At 68.8% G+C, this 17,262-nt stretch carries 17 protein-coding genes and 1 pseudogene; 3 read left to right on the forward strand and 15 right to left on the reverse strand.

Annotation, left to right across the window (positions count from 1 at the left end):
• Positions 1-150: 150 nt before the first annotated feature.
• The 10 genes from AC1DSO_RS13605 to AC1DSO_RS13650 all read right to left on the reverse strand — a co-directional run bounded on the left by AC1DSO_RS13605 (position 151) and on the right by AC1DSO_RS13650 (position 9,849).
• Positions 151-342 (reverse strand): hypothetical protein, encoded by a 192-nt coding sequence (locus AC1DSO_RS13605; RefSeq protein ID WP_477069326.1) that lies wholly within the window; start codon positions 340-342, stop codon positions 151-153.
• Between the two features lie 64 nt (positions 343-406).
• Positions 407-1,396, reverse strand: a complete 990-nt coding sequence (locus tag AC1DSO_RS13610) for a type II secretion system F family protein (protein WP_477069327.1) — start codon at positions 1,394-1,396, stop codon at positions 407-409.
• Between the two features lie 12 nt (positions 1,397-1,408).
• Positions 1,409-2,386 carry a type II secretion system F family protein gene (locus AC1DSO_RS13615; protein WP_477069328.1) on the reverse strand — a complete coding sequence of 326 codons (978 nt, stop codon included), beginning with the start codon at positions 2,384-2,386 and terminating at the stop codon, positions 1,409-1,411.
• Positions 2,387-2,389: 3 nt separating this feature from the next.
• Positions 2,390-3,919: a CpaF family protein gene (locus tag AC1DSO_RS13620; RefSeq protein ID WP_477069329.1), complete on the reverse strand. Its 1,530-nt coding sequence runs from the start codon at positions 3,917-3,919 to the stop codon at positions 2,390-2,392.
• Positions 3,920-5,524: an AAA family ATPase gene (locus tag AC1DSO_RS13625; RefSeq protein WP_477069330.1), complete on the reverse strand. Its 1,605-nt coding sequence runs from the start codon at positions 5,522-5,524 to the stop codon at positions 3,920-3,922. It lies immediately after the preceding gene.
• Positions 5,524-6,204, reverse strand: a complete 681-nt coding sequence (locus tag AC1DSO_RS13630; RefSeq protein ID WP_477069331.1) for a CpaD family pilus assembly lipoprotein — start codon at positions 6,202-6,204, stop codon at positions 5,524-5,526. The genes AC1DSO_RS13625 and AC1DSO_RS13630 overlap by 1 nt, the downstream gene beginning before the upstream one ends.
• 9 nt (positions 6,205-6,213) lie before the next feature.
• Entirely contained in the window at positions 6,214-7,875 is a 1,662-nt protein-coding gene (locus tag AC1DSO_RS13635; protein WP_477069332.1) for a type II and III secretion system protein family protein, read from the reverse strand.
• Between the two features lie 20 nt (positions 7,876-7,895).
• The gene (gene cpaB / locus AC1DSO_RS13640) at positions 7,896-8,792 is read right to left on the reverse strand and encodes a Flp pilus assembly protein CpaB (RefSeq protein ID WP_477069333.1); all 897 of its coding nucleotides are present in this window, start codon (positions 8,790-8,792) and stop codon (positions 7,896-7,898) included.
• A gap of 189 nt (positions 8,793-8,981) precedes the next feature.
• The gene (locus AC1DSO_RS13645; RefSeq protein WP_477069334.1) at positions 8,982-9,494 is read right to left on the reverse strand and encodes an A24 family peptidase; all 513 of its coding nucleotides are present in this window, start codon (positions 9,492-9,494) and stop codon (positions 8,982-8,984) included.
• 178 nt (positions 9,495-9,672) lie between these two features.
• A complete protein-coding gene (locus AC1DSO_RS13650; RefSeq protein WP_082009219.1) occupies positions 9,673-9,849 on the reverse strand; it encodes a Flp family type IVb pilin in 177 nt (58 codons plus the stop codon).
• Between the two features lie 318 nt (positions 9,850-10,167).
• On the opposite strand from AC1DSO_RS13650, the gene AC1DSO_RS13655 reads away from it, so the two are divergent.
• The 3 genes from AC1DSO_RS13655 to AC1DSO_RS13665 all read left to right on the forward strand — a co-directional run bounded on the left by AC1DSO_RS13655 (position 10,168) and on the right by AC1DSO_RS13665 (position 11,915).
• Positions 10,168-10,614, forward strand: coding sequence for a pilus assembly protein N-terminal domain-containing protein (locus AC1DSO_RS13655; protein WP_477069335.1), 447 nt, complete (start codon positions 10,168-10,170; stop codon positions 10,612-10,614).
• 186 nt (positions 10,615-10,800) lie between these two features.
• The gene (locus tag AC1DSO_RS13660) at positions 10,801-11,352 is read left to right on the forward strand and encodes a TadE/TadG family type IV pilus assembly protein (RefSeq protein ID WP_477069336.1); all 552 of its coding nucleotides are present in this window, start codon (positions 10,801-10,803) and stop codon (positions 11,350-11,352) included.
• On the forward strand, positions 11,349-11,915 hold the full coding sequence (locus tag AC1DSO_RS13665; protein ID WP_477069337.1) for a TadE/TadG family type IV pilus assembly protein: 567 nt from the start codon (positions 11,349-11,351) through the stop codon (positions 11,913-11,915). The genes AC1DSO_RS13660 and AC1DSO_RS13665 overlap by 4 nt, the downstream gene beginning before the upstream one ends.
• A gap of 13 nt (positions 11,916-11,928) precedes the next feature.
• On the opposite strand, the gene AC1DSO_RS13670 is transcribed toward AC1DSO_RS13665, so the two are convergent.
• The 5 genes and pseudogenes from AC1DSO_RS13670 to AC1DSO_RS13690 all read right to left on the reverse strand — a co-directional run bounded on the left by AC1DSO_RS13670 (position 11,929) and on the right by AC1DSO_RS13690 (position 17,261).
• Complete coding sequence (locus AC1DSO_RS13670) at positions 11,929-12,225, reverse strand: GIY-YIG nuclease family protein (RefSeq protein ID WP_477069338.1); 297 nt, start codon at positions 12,223-12,225, stop codon at positions 11,929-11,931.
• 207 nt (positions 12,226-12,432) lie between these two features.
• Entirely contained in the window at positions 12,433-13,188 is a 756-nt protein-coding gene (locus AC1DSO_RS13675) for an aminotransferase class IV (RefSeq protein ID WP_477069339.1), read from the reverse strand.
• Positions 13,185-14,653: pseudogene (gene pabB, locus AC1DSO_RS13680) on the reverse strand (aminodeoxychorismate synthase, component I). Before pabB ends, AC1DSO_RS13675 begins: the two are co-directional and overlap by 4 nt.
• Before the next feature lie 11 nt (positions 14,654-14,664).
• Positions 14,665-16,146, reverse strand: coding sequence for an MFS transporter (locus AC1DSO_RS13685; protein WP_477069340.1), 1,482 nt, complete (start codon positions 16,144-16,146; stop codon positions 14,665-14,667).
• A 341-nt stretch (positions 16,147-16,487) separates the two neighbouring features.
• Complete coding sequence (locus AC1DSO_RS13690) at positions 16,488-17,261, reverse strand: tyrosine-protein phosphatase (protein WP_477069341.1); 774 nt, start codon at positions 17,259-17,261, stop codon at positions 16,488-16,490.
• Position 17,262: the final 1 nt, after the last annotated feature.

Below are 17,262 nucleotides of genomic sequence, written 5' to 3' on the forward strand. Positions count from 1 at the left end.
GATATCGATGGACCGGAGATCGCCCTATGGACGCTCTACCCATCGCGCCGCCTGCTCAGCGCCCGCGTCTCGGCGTTCCTGGATCACCTCAAGGCCGCCTTCCCCACCGGCGAGCCGCACGAGCTGGCCGCTTTTATCGGCGCGTGAGGGCTACCCGCCCAACGCCTGGCTCAACACCTTCGCGGTCCGCGAGAAATTGGCCAACAGGGGATCGGCCAGCAAATACTTCATGGCGTAGGCGAAAAAGGCCGCCAAGCCCGCCACCAGCGCCATCTCCAACGCCGCGCCGCCCTTTTCCTCGTCGACGAAACCGACCGAGATCTTCCTGTGCCTGTCCGCCACGCGCCCTGTCCCAAAACGAAAACGTCTTGGCGAGCGCGCGCAAGTCCGGCGCCAGGCGGGGGTTCTAGTGCTTCCCGAACACGTCCTGGATCTTGATGATCGCGGGACCCATGATGACCATGAACAGCACCGGCAGGAAGAACATGATCATCGGCACGGTCAGCTGGGCCGGCAAGGCCGCGGCTTTCTTTTCCGCAGCGGAAAGCCGCAGGTCGCGGTTCTCCTTGGCCATGACGCGTAGGGCGGTGCCCAGCGGGGTGCCGTAGCGCTCGGCCTGGATCATCGCGGTGGCCACCGACTTGATGCCCGGATGGTTGGTCCGGCGGGCCAGGCCCTCATAGGCCAGGCGACGGTCGGGCAGGTACGAGAGCTCAGCGGTCAGCAGGCTGAGCTCCTCGGCCAGCTCCATCGACGAGGCGCCGACTTCCGACCCGACCTTCTGGATCGCCGCCTCGATCGACATGCCGCTTTCGACGCAGATCAGCAGCAGGTCCAGCGAGTCTGGAAAGGCCGCCACGATCGACTCGCGGCGCTTCTGGGCGATGTTGCTGATGTAGACGTTGGGCGCGTAGTAGCCGAGCGCCAGGAACGCCACGCACGCGCACATCTTCTGCAATGGCAACAGGCCGAAGTCGTTAACGACATAGAGATAGAAGGCCACCACCGCCCCGAACACGAACGGCATCACGAAGCGGAAGAAGTAGAAGGTGGTCACCGGGCGCGGGCCGCGAAAGCCGGCCTGGGCCAGCTTGTCGACGACCTTGGGATCCTCCAGCAGCCGCGACAGCTGCAGCCGGTCCACGACGTTCTTGTAGAGGCCCTCGTCCTGGTGGCGCAGCGAGCCGGTGCTCGCCCCGCCGTTCCGCTGGGCGATGTTCTGGCGCGACCGCCGCCGCAGCTCCTCGCGCCGGTTGGCCACCGACTTCAGGCGGCCTGCCAGATTGTTGTCGCGCAGGGCCGGCGAAGCCAGGGTGATGATGGTGGCGAACACCACGACGGCGATGAAGGCGGTCAGCAGGTTGGTGGGGTTGGTCAGGGTGTCGATGATCTTCACGCGGCCCTCCCCCTAGAACTTGAAATTGATCATGCGGCGCATGACGAAGATGCCCAGGGTCATCCACAGCGCGCCCGCCAGCAGCATCAGATGGCCGCGCGGGTCGGTGAACATCGGCCGCATGTACGAGGGCGAGGTCACGCTGATCAGGGTGACGACGCCGGGCGGCAGCGAGCCGATGATGACGGCCGAGGCGATGGCTTCGGCCGACAGCGCCTTGATCTTCTCCTTCATCAGCTTGCGCGCCCGCAAGACGGTGGAGAGGTTGCCCAGGGCCTCGGCCAGGTTGCCGCCGGTCTTGGCCTGGATGGCCAGCACGATCGAGAAGAAGCGCAGCTCGCTGGTCGGCATGCGCTCGTACATCTTCTCCAGGGCCGCATCCACCGGCACGCCCATGGCGATGTTCTCGGTCAGGGTGCGGAACTCGCCGGCCAGGGGCTCGGGGCTCTCCTTGCCGATGATCTTCAGGCAGTCGTGGACCGGCAGGCCCGACTTGATGCCGCGCACGATGATGTCGATGGCGTCCGAAAAGGCCTCGGTGAACTTCTGGGTCCGGCTCTTGGCCAGGAAGCCCAGAACCCAGCGCGGCAGGCCAGCCCCGGCGGCGAAGCCCGCGCCCAGGGCGACCAGCGGCATCTGGCGCAGCAGCAGGAACACCAGGGCGACGAACACGCCCAGCACGCCGCTGATGATCCAGAACATCCGGACGTTCTCGCCCAGGCCTGCGGCCTGCATCCGCGCGCCGATGCTGAGCGAAGCCTTCTTCTGCTTGCGCTCCTGTTCCTTGAGCGACTTGAGGATGGCCTGGCGGCGGGCGTCGGGCGTATTGGCCGCGGCCTTGGCGCGAACGCTGGCCTGGCGCTCGCCGCCGCCGGCGATCATCTGGGCGCGCTTGGCCGCCTTGGCCGAGCCGCTGTCGCCGCCGGCGAAGGCGAAGCCCAGGCCCGCGATGGTGATGAAACCGAGGATCCCGGCGATGATGAACAGCATCGCCTACTCCGCCGCGTCGAGGGCTTCGGCCAGCTCGCGCTCCAGGCCGTAATAGCGGGCGCGGTCCCAGAAGCGCGGGCGGGCGATGCCGGTCGAGCGGTGCTTGCCCAGCACCCTGCCGTGCTCGTCCTCGCCGGTGATCTCGTAGATGAACAGGTCCTGGGTGACGATCACGTCGCCCTCCAGGCCGACGACCTCGGTGATGTGGGTGATGCGGCGCGAGCCGTCGCGCAGGCGGGCGGCCTGGATGATCACGTCGACCGAGCCGACGATCATCTCCTTGATGGTCTTCGAGGGCAGGCCGTAGCCGCCCATGGTGATCATGCTCTCGACGCGGCTGATGGCCTCGCGCGGGCTGTTGGCGTGCAGCGTGCCCATCGAGCCGTCGTGGCCGGTGTTCATGGCCTGGAGGAGGTCGAACGCCTCCGGCCCGCGGACTTCGCCGACGATGATGCGTTCGGGACGCATCCGCAGACAGTTCTTGACCAGGTCGCGCATGGTCACCGCGCCGGAGCCTTCCAGGTTCGGCGGACGGGTTTCCAGGCGCACCACGTGCGGCTGCTGCAGCTGCAGTTCGGCCGCGTCCTCGCAGGTCACGACCCGCTCGGTGGGGTCGATGAAGGCGGTCATGGTGTTGAGCAGGGTGGTCTTGCCCGAGCCGGTGCCGCCCGAGATGATGACGTTGCAGCGGCAGGCGCCGATGACGCCCAGGACCCGCGCCCCTTCCGGGCTGATGGAGAGGTACTCCACCAGGTTCTTCATCGTCAGCTTGTCCTTCTTGAACTTCCGGATGGTCAGGGTCGGACCATCCAGAGCCAAGGGCGGGGCGATGACGTTGACGCGGCTGCCGTCGGGCAGGCGGGCGTCGCAGATCGGCGAGCTTTCGTCGACCCGGCGACCGACCTGGCTGACGATCCGCTGGCAGATGTTCATCAGCTGCAGGTTGTCGCGGAAGCGGACGTTGGTCAGCTGGACCTTGCCGCCCACTTCGATGAACACCCGGTGGGCGCCGTTGACCATGATGTCGGCGATGTCGTCGCGGGCCAGCAGGGGCTCCAGAGGACCATAGCCGAGGACGTCGTTGATGATGTCCTGGACCAGGTGCTCCTGCTCGGCCACCGACATCGAAACGTTCTTGATCGCCACCAGCTCGGCGACGATGTCGCGGATCTCCTCGGCCGCCGCCTTGACGTCGAGCTGAGCCAGCTGGCTCAGGTCGATGGTGTTCAGCAGGGCGTTGAAGATCGTGGTCTTGGTGGCGTGGTAGTAGTCGCTCTGTTCACGGACGATGTTGGTCGTCTGGGCGGCGGCGATGCCTTGGGCGGCGCGCAGCTGGTCCAGGCCGGGCGTCGCCTTCGGCGCGGCGCCGCCTTTCGAAGCCGGACCGCTGAGCTTGGGGGCCGGCGCCTTGGGCTCCGGCGCGGCCGTCGGCTCGATCCGTTGCGGGCGCGTGGCGATGGCCGCGCCGCCCGTCGGAGCGGGGGGCGGCGCCTTCTGTTCGGCGGGGGCTGACGGATCGCGCTTGCCGAACATCTACTTCTTCTTGAACAGGCCCGAGAGCATGGACGACTTCTGCGGAGCCGGCGGTTCGCGTCGGCTGATCAGGCGGGCCAGGTGCTCCAGCCCCTCGGCGGCCTTCGACTTGGGCGCCACCTCGGCCAGCATCTGGCCGTTGTTGGCCGCCTGGCCGTAGGGCTTGGGATCGAACGGCAGCACCAGCGAAGGCTGGACGCCCAGGGCCTCGCCGAAGTCCTTGACCGGGATCTCGGGACGGCCGGGCACGCCGACCTGGTTCAGGACCAGGCGCGGCGGCACGTCGTTGGGTCGCGCGCCCTTGACCAGATCGATGATGTTCTTGGCGTTGCGCAAGGACGCGAGGTCGGGCGTGGCCACCACGACCAAGTCGTCCGAGCCGACCAGGACCCGACGGCTCCAGGCGTTCCAGACGTGCGGGATGTCCAGCACCACGAACGGCGCGGCGCCGCGGATCTTCTGGGTCGCTTCCTCGTAGGCGTCGGCGCTGATCTCGTAGTCGTCGTCCAGCGAGGCCGGGGCGGCGAACAGCGACAGGCGGTCGCCGCAGCGGACCATCATCCGGTCCATCAGCACCGGGTCCAGGCGGTCGGGCTGGGTCAGGGCGTCCAGCACGCCTTGCAGCGGGTCCTGGTTGAAGTCGAGGCCGGCGGTGCCGAAGGCCAGGTCCAGGTCGACCAGGACGGTGGCGGTCTGCATCTTCTCGGCCATCGACCAGGCGAAGTTGTGGGCCAGGGTCGAGGACCCCACCCCGCCCTTGGCGCCGACGAAGGCGATCTGGCGGCCGACGAACGGCGCCGACGGATCGGCGTACAGCCCGCCGACGGCGCGGATCACCTGCAGCGGACCCAGCGGCTGGGTCAGGTATTCGCTGACCCCGCGGCGGATCAGCTCGCGATAGAGGGCGATGTCGTTGGTCTGGCCGACCACCACCACCTTGGTGCCCGGGTCGCAGACCTGGGCCAGGCTGTCCAGCAGGTGCAGCAGGCGCTGGGCGCTCTGGGTGGTCTCGACCATGACCAGCGAGGGGGTCGGCTGGTTCTGATAGTAGTCGACCGCCGCTTCCAGCCCGCCGTCGCGAACGATGGTCGAGGCGCGGGCCATGCGACGGTCGGCGGCGGCCAGTTCGATCAGGGCCGCGGTCTCGGGCCGGGCGCAGAACGCGTGGATGGTGATCCGTGGGATCGCCACATCGCCCAGGCCGCTTTCGGCGATAGGCTCGTGATAGGTGGGCGCGACGACGGGCGCCTCGACCGGGATGTCGAGGTCGCGATCGTCGTGATCCGCCCCAGCGGCCACGAGCTGCGGCGCGCGGCGCTGGGCGGCGGGCGCTGACGCCACGGCCTGGGGCGCCGCGGGCTTGCCCGCGGGCTGGCCGGCGGGTTGGCCGGCGGGTTGGGGCGTCGGCCGGGTGGCCGGGGCGCGAACGGTCTGCGCCTCGTCGCGCGGGCGGGCCGGCGGGAACTCGGCGAACGGGTCGTCGAAGCCGCCCACCGGGCTGAGCGACGGTGGGGCGGACGCGCGCCAGGGGTCGGAAGCGCCGGTCGTGAACTCGTCGGCGGCGTCGAAGCCCAGGTCGAAGGGATCGCTATCGGTCGGCCGCATTACGGGATCGCCTTCGAAATGGCGCCGCTGGCCTGATCGTCCTTGGCCGCGCTGGTGATCTCGCCTCTGCGGTACTTGCCCAGGACGGTGTCACGGCGGCCGGCGTCGATCGGGGTCGCGTCACGCGGCCGGATCAGGTCCTCGGGGTTGGCCACCTGGGCGGCGATGTTGGCGGCCATGGCGCAGCCGAAGTTCTCGTAGGCGGTGTTGTTGCGGGTGGCGGTCAGGTTCTCCCAGCGCTCTCCGCACCTCAGCGGCTGGGCCTCGTAGCGCAGGAAGCCGACGCGGATCGTATTGTCCTCGGGGCCGGTCGGATTGAAGCCGACGACCCGCACGCGCGCCCCCGGCGCGCCCAGGGTGATCAGCCGGTCACGGACCTGGGTGGCCATGGCGCCCGCGCTGTTCGGCGCGGTGACCACCAGTTCGCGGCCCTCCGCCTCCAGCCAACGCCCGACCAGGGCTTCCAGGGCCGAGCCCTGGTTGGCCGACAGGCCCGTGGCGTGCGGGGCCAGGACGATCTCGTCCGGCGCAGACGTGACCTTGATCTTGTCGATCCACTGCTGGGTTTCGGTGGCGGCGGTCTTGGACGGCCCCTGCTCCGGCGGCGCCGAGGCGCAGGCGGTCAGGCCGGCCAGGGCGGCCGCCAACAGGACGATCTTGACGGAGGTGATGTGCGTCATGGCGGCGTCCTACTCGATCACATAGCCGACGGGGCCCTGGTACGCGCGCCCCGCGTTGGCGCCAGCCGGCGCCTTGACCACCTTGTTGAGCCGGCCCAGCAGGACCGTGCTCATGTCGTTGGCGAAAACCAGGCCGTCGGCCGGGGTCTGCAGGTTCTGCGGACGGGTCGGGTCGACGATGTACGGGGTGACGATGATCACCAGCTCGGTCTGGCCGTTCAGGAAGTCACGCGAGCGGAACAGCGTCCCCAGGATCGGCATCGAGGTCATGCCCGGGATCGAGTCGATGGTCTGCTTGGTGGTCTGCTGCAACAGGCCGGCGATCATCAGCGAGCCGCCGGACGGGATCTCGACCGTCGTCTCGGCGCGGCGCACCGACAGACCGGGGACGGTCAGGTTGGCCGCCGCCGAGCCCGAGGCGATCGTGAACGCCCCCAGGCTGGACAGCTCGGAGACCTCGGTCGAGATCTTCAGCGAGATGCGGCCGCCCGACAGGACCACTGGGGTATAGCCCAGGCCCACGCCGTACGGCTTGAACTCGATCGAGATCTTGCCGCTGTTGTCGCTGCCGGTCGGGACCGGGAACTCGCCGCCGACCAGGAAGTGGCCCGCCTCGCCGGACACGGCCGTCAGGTTCGGCTCGGCCAGGGTGCGCACCAGACCGACGCGCTCGAAGGCCTGGATCATGCTCTTGGCCTGGTTCATGCCGGTGCTGCCGGCCGAGTTCCGGATCGTGGACAGCGGATCCTTGGGATCGACGAAGTCGTAGGTCTTCAGCGTTTCGCTGGTGGTGCAGCCACTAGCGTTGCAGGTGGTGAGCGGCACCCTCACGTCGCGGCTGATCACTGGGACCTTCGTGGTGTCCAGCTTGTAGCCGCCCGTCACCCCGCCCAGCAGGCTGCCGTTGACACCGTAGGTCGGCGAGATGCCGAAGCTGAACTGGTCCTGGCCCAACTGCCCCATCAAGGCGTTGAGGTCGAAGCCCAGTTGCTTGACCACGTTGCGCTGCACCTCGACGATGCGGACCTGCAGCATCACCTGGTCCTTGCCGGCGACGCTGAGCATGTTCAGGACGTTTTCCGGCTTGCCGACGAACTGCGCGGCGATGCGCGAGGCGGATTCGGATTCGGCGGCCGTGCGGACCATGCCGGTCAGGATCACGCTGTCGCGGATCGGCTGCACGCGGATCTTGGCGTCGGGCAGCACCCGGCTCAGCGTGTCGGCCAGCTGGTCGACCGGCTGGGCGACACGGATGGCCAGCGACAGGATGCGGCGGCCGGTCGCGTCGAAGAAGGCCGCGTCGGTCGTGCCTTCGGTCAGGCCCACGACATAGATGCGGCGCTTGTCGCGCAGCACGGCGTCGGCGATGGCCGGGTTGGTGACCAGCAGGTCGCGGACGTCGGTCGGCAGCTCGATGATCGCCGACTTGCCCTTGGCCAGTTCGATGGTCGTGGCGGTCTGGTCGGCGGTCAGGACGATGCGGGTCACCTGGTCGGCGCCCTGCGGCGCGAACGCCATCGGCGCGGGCGGCGGGACCGGGCGCGCGACGCGGGCGGCGGGGCGATAGACGTGCGAGCCCGCGACCGGGCCGTCGGCGAGCGCCGGGACGGTCGAGGAAAGGCCCAGCAGGGCGGCCACGTGGACCGTCAGGAGGCGGCGCTTGAAGGACATGTTTGCTTTCACCGGGCGGATCACGGGCGCACCGCCACGCTGGTGGTCGTCCCGCCGCGATTGATGCGGACGGTGGAATCGTCGGCGGCGACCGGACGGGTCATGCCCGAGGGACCGCCAAGATCGGTATAGGCGCGCAGGGCCAGGGAGACGGAGCCCGTGGCCTTGGCGCGGGCCAGGACCTCGGCCTCGACCGGACCGACCTCCAAGGTGGCGGTGGCCGCGACGATCGACTTGGCGTCCTTTTCGGCGGCGGTCGCCTGGTCCAGCGCCAGGACGCGGATGTTCTGCAGGACGGTCTCGGCGACCACCACCTTGCCCGTCGAGCCGCCGGTGTCGCCGCCGCTGGCCTGGCCCTCGCGAGTCACCAGCACGTCGACGCGGTCGCCCGGCAGGATGAAGCCGCCCACGGCGGTGTCGGAGGTGACCTGCACGGCCATCGCCCGCTTGCCCGGGGTCAGCACGACGGAAAGATAGCCGCCCTCGCCGCCGCGGACGATCTTGCGGGGGGTGATCGGTTCGCCGGTCAGGATCGGGTCGCGAACGATCGCGCCGTCGACGATCTTGGCCGGATCGCCGCCGATCATCTGGTCGGCCGTGGCGGTGACCGCGGCCTTGGCGGCCTGGACCTTGCCGTCGGGCGCGACCGGGGCCGCCCCGTTGGTGATGAAGGCGCCGTTGACGGCGTCGGACGGCCAGGCCTGCCAGGTCACGTCGGCGGCCACCAGGCGCGTGCCGATCGGCAGGTCGCGCTTGGCCACCAGGACCTGGGTCATCGGCTTGGTCGCCGTGGGAGCGGGCGCGGCCATGGCCGTCGGCGCGGCCGATTTGCCGCCCAATGCGCGCTGCAGGACCACGGCGAGGCCGATGGCCGATACGGCGGCGACAAGGACGATCAGGAGGCGAACAGGGCTCATGGCGCGGGCTAGGAACTCTTGGGTGAGCCGCGCGGTCGCCGTCCGGCGGGCACGCACGATTCGTCAGTCAGCCTTTCTGGCCACGCTCCATGGTCGCCCGCGCATGGTTAACGCCCACTAAAAGTTTTCAGCTTGGAACCGAGGCGCCGCGCGACAGGCTGTCGCGCCCTTGGTCAGGGGAAATGGGCCTTAGCCCAGCATTCCATGGGCCAAAGCGCCCTGCGGGAAGGCCGCCAGGGCCCCCACGGCGATGGCCACGCCATACGGCAGGTCGCCGCCTTCCGTACCCAATTTGCGTATCCAGGCCGGGCCGCCCGCCAAGGCCGGGGCCACCCAGCCCGATCGCAGGGTCAGGATGGCGAGGGTCAAGGCTCCGCCGGCCAGGCCCGTATACAGCATGAACGGCAGGGCGGCCGGCCAACCCAGCCACAGGGCGCAGACCGCGAACAGCTTGCCGTCGCCGCCGCCGATCCAGCCGGCCGCGAACATGCCCATGCCCAGCAGCAGGCCGCCAAGGCCAGCGGCCAGGCACAGGCCGACCACGGGCAGCGGCGCGCCGACGGCCAGGGCGGCCGGAACGAACGCGGCGATCAGGGCCAGCGAGATCCAGTTGGGGATGGTGTAGCTGGTCAGGTCCTTCAGCGCCCCGACGATGGCCAGGGCCGGAAAGACCAGCAGCAGCGAGATCTGGACGGCTTGCATGTCTTGCGCCTTCTTCGCGCCGGTTCGAGGTCGCGTCATTCTGCGACGGACGGGTGAAGCAAACGTTTCCCGGGGATAGCCGCCGGGCCGGCTTTCTGGCCGCGACAAGGCGCAGCGCACAAAGAAAARGGGCCGAGGCTGAGCCTCGACCCTTTTCTTTTCGAGTGAGCTGCGTCGATCAGGTGCCGGCGTTGGCGACCTTGGTCGACACGACCGCGAACTTGCTGTTCAGCGTGGTGCCGAGCGTGGTGACGGCGGTCACGATGACGACGGCGATCAGAGCAGCGATCAGGCCGTACTCGATCGCCGTGGCGCCGGATTCGTCCTTCAGGAAGCGGGTGACAAACTTGGTCATGACTTGGTCTCCAAAAACCAGGGCTAGTTGATTTGAGGCTTTCAAGCCGTCTGACTTGCTCACCCCCGAAAACACGATCAATTTCGCCGACTGCACTTAATGGCCAGTAAACAGCGAATAGCTTCCGCGAATTTTCTTTTGGTTTATTTGCGTTTACTATTATTTGTTCTTAACCATGGCTGCCCACGCCCTCCGCAAACCCCTTTGAATCCAAGACTTTCTCAAGCGACGCTTGGCCGCATACAGTCGCGCTTTAGTCTTTTGTTGACCAAAGAAAGTGATACTGGCGCACGTTCGGATCCGGGATCGGAAACCTTCATGCGCCGCCTTTCGCTCGTCATCACCGCCGCCCTGACCCTTTCGGGGGTCTCCGCGAGCGCTCAGACCGCCTCCCCGACCGTCGCCCAGAGCGCCACCATGACGGGCGCGCTGCCGATCAGGAGCGCGCCGACCGACCTGCCGGTGGCCGCCGGCCAGGCCTCGTATGTCAGCCTGAGCGGCGCGGTGCGCGATGTCGTGGTCGGCGACCCGACCATCGCCGACGTCAGCGTCGTCAACGATCGCACCCTGGTCGTCCTGGGCAAGCGTCCGGGGGTCACCAGCCTGCTGGCCTTCGGCGCCGGTGGCCGCGCCCTCGCCGATCGCCAGGTCGTCGTCTCCGAGAACGGCGGCGGCGGGGTCACCGTCTATCGCGGCGCGACCGCCAGCAACTATGCCTGCGCCGCCCAATGCACGCGCCTGGGCGCGCCGGGCGTCACGCCGTAGCGCCTCACATACGCGCGGGCGCCCTACCGCGCGAGCGCGCCCCGACCGCGGGAGCGCGCCCCGACCGCGGGAGCGCGCCCCGACCGCGGGAGCGCGCCCTAACCGCGGGAGCGCGCCCTAACCAGTGGTTAGGATCGTTCGGCTAGGCTGCCCGCCGATCCCCAGGATCAAGGGAACGCCCGCCGCATGGCTCACAGCTTCGTCCTCGACCGCGCCCGACGCCGGCTGGCCCGCCTGGCCGGCCGCTTCGCGCGCGCCGAGCGTGGCGCCACGGCCGTCGAGTTCGCCCTCGTGGCCCTGCCGTTCCTGGTCCTGGTCTTCGCTCTGCTCGAACTGGGGCTGGTGATCCTGGTGTCCCTGGGCCTGGAGAACGCGGTCATCGACGCGGGCCGCACGATCCGCACAGGTCAGGTCCAGACCAGCAACGGCACGGCCGCCACTTTCAAGGCCGCCGTCTGCGACAAGATGAGCTGGATCGGCCCGAGCTGCTCCAGCGCGCTGCAGGTCGACGTGCGCACCTTCAGCGACTTCGCCGCCACCAGCGGCTCGGCGTCGAACACCACCGTCCCCACCTCGATGGCCTGGAACCCGGGCGTGTCCGGTTCGATCGTGCTGATCCGCGCCTACTACACCTGGCCGCTGATCACGCCGCTGCTGCAGACGGGCCTGCAGAGCGCGGACGGCAAGCGGATCATCTACGCCGCCACCGCCTTCACCAACGAGCCGTACGAAGAATGACCCGCCGTCGCCCCCCTCTTGTTGGCGTTTGGACCAGCTTCTGGCGCGATCGCCGCGGCGTGTCGGCCGTTGAGTTCGCCCTGATCGCCCCGGTGCTGATTGTCATGTACTGCGGCATGGCCGAGCTGACCCAGGCGATGATGGCCCAGCGGCGCCTGTCGAACATCGCCTCGTCGATCGGCGACCTGGTGGCCCAGAGCAGTCAGACCGGACCGCTCAAGACGGCCGATATCTTCACCATCGGCAACACCATCATGGCGCCGTTCTCGACCACGACCTTGAAGATGTGCGTCGCCAGCGTTTCCTCGGACGCCACGGGCAAGGACACCGTGGTCTGGTCCAAGCCCTCGACCACCATGACGACCTGTCCGGCCCAGGGCGCGGTGCTGACCGACGTGCCCGTCGGCGTGCTGCCCGCCAGCAAGACGGTGATCCTGGCCCGGGCCAGCTACGTCTATACCTCGCCGATCCAGCTGGTGATGCCGACAAGCCTGACCTTCTCGCGCACCTACTACCTACGTCCGCKCAAGACCGACTCCGTGCTGTGGTCGCAGACGAGCTGAGGGGTTCAAACTCTTAGGTCAGCCCTGGATAGAGATCGTCCCAATAGGGATTCTCGCGTTCGATCAGGTTGATCTTCCACTGCCGAGGCCAGCGCTTGAGACTTCGCTCGCGCTGGAACGCGGCGATCATGTCCTCGTGAGGCTCGTACCAGACCAAGCGCCTTAAGCGGTATTTCTTGGTGAAGCCTCTGATCAGCCCCTCGCGGTGCTCCCAGATCCTGCGGTTCAGGTAGCCGGTCGCGCCGATGTACAGCGTACCGAGCCGCTGGTTGGCCATGATGTAGACGGCGATGTAGCGCTCTTCCCGCATGAGGAGAGCGTTTCAAATTTACACAACTTCAGCAATATTAACATTGCCTTCCTCGCCCGTGTGGCGAGGACCCATGGCGCCGCCGGACGGTGACTTTCAAGGAAGCCGCATCGGTTGGGCCAGGCTCCATCTACTCAACGCAAGCGGAACGCTGGGTCCTAGGCACAAGGCCTAGGAAGGCGAACTCTTTGAGCTTTTGGAAAAACCTCAGCTTGCCAGCAACTCCCGCAATCTCCCCGCCACCGGATGCTCCCCGAACGTCCGACCTCCCAACCGCGACACCGGCCGCGGGCCGATCAGGCTGTTGGTCAGAAAGATCGCGTCGGCCCGCTCCAGCGCCTCGAGGCCCACGGCGACCTCCTCGACAGGCCGCAGCGCCATCAGCCGCGCGCGGGTGATCCCCGCCAGCACGCCGCAGTCGAGGCGCGGGGTGAACAGCCGCTCGCCTTCGACCCAGAACAGGTTGGCCGCCCCCGCGCTGGCGATCTCGCCGCGATTGTTCAGCATCACCGCCTCGTCGGCGCCCGCCGCCCGCGCCTCGGCCCGAGCCAGGACGTTGTCGACATAGGAGAGGGTCTTCAGCCGCGCGGCCGGCGAGCCCTCGTTGCGGCGGGTCTCGGCGACGATCAGGACGGCCGGGGTTTCGGGCGGCGCGGAGGCGGCGGCCGTGGCGAACAGGCGCGGGACCGGCGCGGCGGGACGGTCGAGGCCGCGCCCACCCGAGCCGGCGGTCAGGGTCAGGCGGACGGCGAACCTGCCCTCGGCGCGAACGGCCTCGTAGACAAGCCGCTCGGCCTCGCCCCGCTCGAACGGCAGGTTCAGCACCGCGCAGCCGGCCGCCATCCGGTCGAGGTGGGCGGTCAGATGCGGCAAGACGCCGTCGATGGCCAGCATCGTCTCGAACAGACCGTCGCCGAGCAGCAGCCCGCGATCATCCAGAGGCATGGCGTCGTGGGGGGTCATTCAGCCGCCTCCGTCAGCGCGCGCTTCAACGCCGCGATCTTGGCCTCGGTCTCCAGCCGTTCGCCGTGGGGGTCGCTGTCGACGACGATCCCCGCCCCGGCCCGGGCCTCCAGCCGCCAGCCGTCTTCGTCCGCGACCAGGCCGACGGTGCGGATCAGCACGCTGGAGTCGAACGCCCCGTCGAAGCCGGCCCAGAACAAGGAACCGCAATAGGGTCCGCGCGGCGGCTCCAGGCCGGCGATCACCTTCATCGCCTGGACCTTGGGCGCGCCGGTGATCGAGCCAGGCGGAAAGCTGGCTCGCAGCAGGTCGGCGACGCTCCGTCCTTCGACCAGCCGCGCGGTCACGGTCGAGACCAGGTGGTGGACATTGGCGAAGCTCTCGACCTTGAACAGCTCGGGGACCTGCACGCTGCCGGGCGGCGACACCCGGGCCAGGTCGTTGCGCATCAGGTCGACGATCATCAGGTTCTCGGCCCGGTCCTTGTCGCTGGCCAGCAGTTCGGCGGCGAGGGCTTGATCCTCGGCCGGATCGCGGCCTCGGGGACGGGTGCCCTTGATCGGCCGGGTCTCGATGGCCCCAGCCGGGTCGAGCTTCAGGAACCGTTCGGGCGAGTTGGAGACGACGGCCCGGCCTGGCAGGCGCAGATAGGCCGAGAACGGCGCCGGGCTCTTGTCGCGCAGGCGGACGAACAGATCGAATGGATCGGCGCCGGGCGCCAAGCGCCCCGTCCAGGCGCGCGCGATATTGGCCTGGAAGATCTCGCCGCCCACGATGCGATCCACCACCTGGGCCACCGCGGCCTCGTAGGCTTCGCCGTCGCTGGCGGCGAGGTCCGGGCACAGCGGGCCGGTCGGCGACGAGCGCTGGACCGTGGGGGCGTCCAGCCAGGTCAGGGCGTTGCGAGCCTGCGCGACGGCTTCGGCCTCGGTGTCGCCGCGTCCGATCGCCAGCACCTGGCGGCCGTGGTGGTCGAAGGCCAGCAGGGCCGGATAGCGAGCGCAGGCCAGGTCCGGCCAGTCGGTGCGGGCCAGGCCCAGGGCCTCGACCCGGTCGCCCAGCTCGTAGGTGGCCAGGCCGACCACCCCGCCCTGGAACGGCGGGCCTTCTGGATCGCTCGGCGCGCGTGGGCCCACCAGCCTGGCCAGGGCCGCGAACGGGTCGGCGGCGTCGGCGGACAGGCTGAACGTCTGGTCAGGCGCGCGCAGGAGGTACGACCACCGCCCCGCCCCGCCGGTGATCAGCGCGCAGGCGTACGGCTCGTCCCGGAACGGAGCCAGCGCCCAGACCGGCTCGCGCCAGGAGGCGGTGAGGATGGCGACGCGGCGCATGGGTCAGGTTGATAGCGATATGAGTTGGCGGACGCCAGGACTCGCCCCCTCCGCGCTTCGCGCTCCTCCCCCGGAGGGGGAAGACGGACGACCTTCCGCCCGCCTTTGGGGGCGGACGATCGCGAAGCGATCAGGTGGGGGAAGCCTAAACCTCCCGCTCCCCGCCCTTGACCGTGAACAGCGCCACCAGCCCCAGCGCGAGCAGCCCGGCGATCGGGATGAAGCCGGCGACCTGGCTGGCCCAGACCTTGGTGGCGATCGCCACCAGCAGCGAGCCCAGCCACATGGTCGCCGTGCCCGACAGCGAGAACAGGCCGAAGAACGCCGCCATCCGGTCCGGCGGAGCCAGGCGCACCAGGAGCGTGCGGCTCGAGGCGTATTGGGCCGTGACGAAGACCGCGATCAGCAGGCCCATGCACAGATAGACGATCTCCGGCAGGGTGCGAAACAGCGGGCCGTTCCAGATCGCCGGGTGGGTCGCCGCGTCCCAGGTCCAGAAGAACAGGATCTTCTCGCGACCCATGCCCAGCGTGCCCAGCAAGATGAGAATGCAGATCCCGACCTCGACCTGCACGGCGCGCTTGGGCCCCAGGGTCCGATCCAGCGTCGGCGCGATCAGGCCGCCCAGCACGCCGAAGATCGACAGCGAGATGCCATAGGCCAGCATCTCCAGCTCGCCCCACTTCATCAGCCCGGCGGCGAACAGGCCGCCGAAGATCAGCAGCGCCGTCATGCCGTCGCAATAGAGCATCCGCGCGCCCAGGAACTTGGCGACGTCGGCGTGGCCCTTGAGGTTGCCGAAGGTGTCGGCGATCAGCTTCAGTCCCTGCTTGGCCGAGGCCAGCAGGGTGACGCCGGTGCGCGGGGCGTCGCGGGTCCACAGAAAGAACGGGATCGCGCCCAGCAGCATGACCATGGCCGACAGCGGGCCAACGATGCGGCTGGGCTCGTACGCGGTCTGGCTGAGGCCGAACAGCGGAGCGGACGGGACGAACGACCACGGCACGACGCCGGGCAGCACGAAGGCCCACATGACGAAGATCAGCAGCGACACCGACAGGCCGTTGGCCGTCGCATAGCCCAGGCCCGACAGCACCGGCTCCTGGCCCTTCTCCGAGGCCCGGGCCAGCAGCGAATTGTTGAGCACGTCACCGCAGTTGTAGGCCACGCCCAGCGCGATCAGCGCCGCCCCGACCACGCTGACCGGCAGGCCGCCCGGCTTGGCCAGCCACAGCAGGCACAGCAGCGGGACCATGATCGCCAGGACCAGGGCCATCAGCGGCTTGCGCGGCCCGAACCGCTCGATCGAGGCGCCCAGGATCGGGGCCAGCGCAGCGGTCAGCAGGCCGTAGACGGTGGAGATGTCGGCGACGGCCGCCTGCCCCCTGACCGGGTCGCCGACCAGCACCCGCGAGAAATAGGGCGCGAAGACATAGATGGTGACCAGGATGACGTAGGGGTCGCGCGTGCCCTGGTGCAGGATCCAACTGAGCGCGCTTCTGGAGAGCTTCTTGGATGGCGTTGGAACGAGGACATCGTCCGCCACGACTTCACTCAGGCCCGGAGGCGACCCCGCCAGCTCACTCATGCCACACCCTGATGACGCTCGGTCCTCTGACGGGACCATGCGGCGAGGCTGGACCTTAAACGGGCGTTTGTCACCTTACGGATTCGGGGGTGTACAACGGCCCAACCGGAGTCCCTCTCTCATAGAGAGAGGGAGGGGCCCATCGCGTAGCGACGGGAGGGTGAGAGGTTACACTCTCTCCGAACGAAGTTCTGACAATGGCGACAGGACGCTTTGGCGGCGTCCAGGACAGGAGCCTCGATCATCCCCTGAAGGAAAGCGCTGAACGGCAGGATCTCGGGGGTTTCCGGTAAACGGTGAAACCTCTCACCCTCCCACCGCCTGCGGCGGCGGGCCCCTCCCTCTCTCTCAAAGAGAGGGATTTCGCGCACCCTCGAGCCCTAAAGCAGTATCCGCGCTCGCACCTGCTCGCGCGTCGCCGCGTCCAGCCCCACGGCCGTCTCCAGATAGCCGTCCAGGGACCCGAACTGGTCCTTCATCGCGTCGAACGCCGCCGCCAGGTAGCGGGCCTCGACGCCCATGGCCGCGCGCATGGCGGCCTCGGTCGGGCGGCGGCCGGTGACCTCTTCGATATGGTCCATGAAGGTCGCGCCGCGCCGTTCGAAGCGGCCGGGGTCGTTGGTCAGCAGGTAGTCGTCGATGACGTCGTCGTCCGCGACCCCGGCGATGTGGTGGGTCAGGGCGGCCAGGATGCCGGTGCGGTCCTTGCCCGCCGCGCAGTGGATCAGCACCGCGCCCTCGCCCTTGGCCACCGCCTGGAAGTAGCGGCTGAACAGGTCGATGTGCCGCTCCTTGAACGGGGCGCGGCGGTAATAGGCGTCCATGTAGTCGTGGAACGAGCCGACCGAGAGATCCGAGCTCTTCAGGAAGGTGTGCCAGGGATCCTCGCCGGTCATCCCCAGATCGTTGTCGATCACCTGGGCGGCGAAGCCCTGCCAGCGCCGCGACGGCGAACGCTCGCGCTCATTGGGGCGGCGCAGGTCGACCAGGGTGACGATGCTTAAGCCGGCCAGCACCTCGAGGTCGGCGTCGGTCGCCTCGGCCTGGTGGGCGGCCCGGAACAGCACCCCCTTCTTCAGCCGTCCCACCCCGGCGGCGTAGTCGCCGAAATCACGGAAGTTCTCGACGCCTTGCAGGGGGATGTGTCGGGTCATG

Source organism: Caulobacter sp. P4_E5 (assembly GCF_056401555.1).

What these genes read in the sequence shown, in the direction of transcription:
- AC1DSO_RS13615 (WP_477069328.1), bottom strand. Translation starts at nt 2,386, where the DNA reads ATGCTGTTCATCATCGCCGGGATCCTCGGTTTCATCACCATCGCGGGC.
- AC1DSO_RS13620 (WP_477069329.1), bottom strand. Translation starts at nt 3,919, where the DNA reads ATGTTCGGCAAGCGCGATCCGTCAGCCCCCGCCGAACAGAAGGCGCCG.
- AC1DSO_RS13625 (WP_477069330.1), bottom strand. Translation starts at nt 5,524, where the DNA reads ATGCGGCCGACCGATAGCGATCCCTTCGACCTGGGCTTCGACGCCGCC.
- AC1DSO_RS13630 (WP_477069331.1), bottom strand. Translation starts at nt 6,204, where the DNA reads ATGACGCACATCACCTCCGTCAAGATCGTCCTGTTGGCGGCCGCCCTG.
- AC1DSO_RS13635 (WP_477069332.1), bottom strand. Translation starts at nt 7,875, where the DNA reads ATGTCCTTCAAGCGCCGCCTCCTGACGGTCCACGTGGCCGCCCTGCTG.
- cpaB (WP_477069333.1), bottom strand. Translation starts at nt 8,792, where the DNA reads ATGAGCCCTGTTCGCCTCCTGATCGTCCTTGTCGCCGCCGTATCGGCC.
- AC1DSO_RS13645 (WP_477069334.1), bottom strand. Translation starts at nt 9,494, where the DNA reads ATGCAAGCCGTCCAGATCTCGCTGCTGCTGGTCTTTCCGGCCCTGGCC.
- AC1DSO_RS13650 (WP_082009219.1), bottom strand. Translation starts at nt 9,849, where the DNA reads ATGACCAAGTTTGTCACCCGCTTCCTGAAGGACGAATCCGGCGCCACG.
- AC1DSO_RS13655 (WP_477069335.1), top strand. Translation starts at nt 10,168, where the DNA reads ATGCGCCGCCTTTCGCTCGTCATCACCGCCGCCCTGACCCTTTCGGGG.
- AC1DSO_RS13660 (WP_477069336.1), top strand. Translation starts at nt 10,801, where the DNA reads ATGGCTCACAGCTTCGTCCTCGACCGCGCCCGACGCCGGCTGGCCCGC.
- AC1DSO_RS13670 (WP_477069338.1), bottom strand. Translation starts at nt 12,225, where the DNA reads ATGCGGGAAGAGCGCTACATCGCCGTCTACATCATGGCCAACCAGCGG.
- AC1DSO_RS13675 (WP_477069339.1), bottom strand. Translation starts at nt 13,188, where the DNA reads ATGACCCCCCACGACGCCATGCCTCTGGATGATCGCGGGCTGCTGCTC.
- AC1DSO_RS13685 (WP_477069340.1), bottom strand. Translation starts at nt 16,146, where the DNA reads ATGGTCCCGTCAGAGGACCGAGCGTCATCAGGGTGTGGCATGAGTGAG.
- AC1DSO_RS13690 (WP_477069341.1), bottom strand. Translation starts at nt 17,261, where the DNA reads ATGACCCGACACATCCCCCTGCAAGGCGTCGAGAACTTCCGTGATTTC.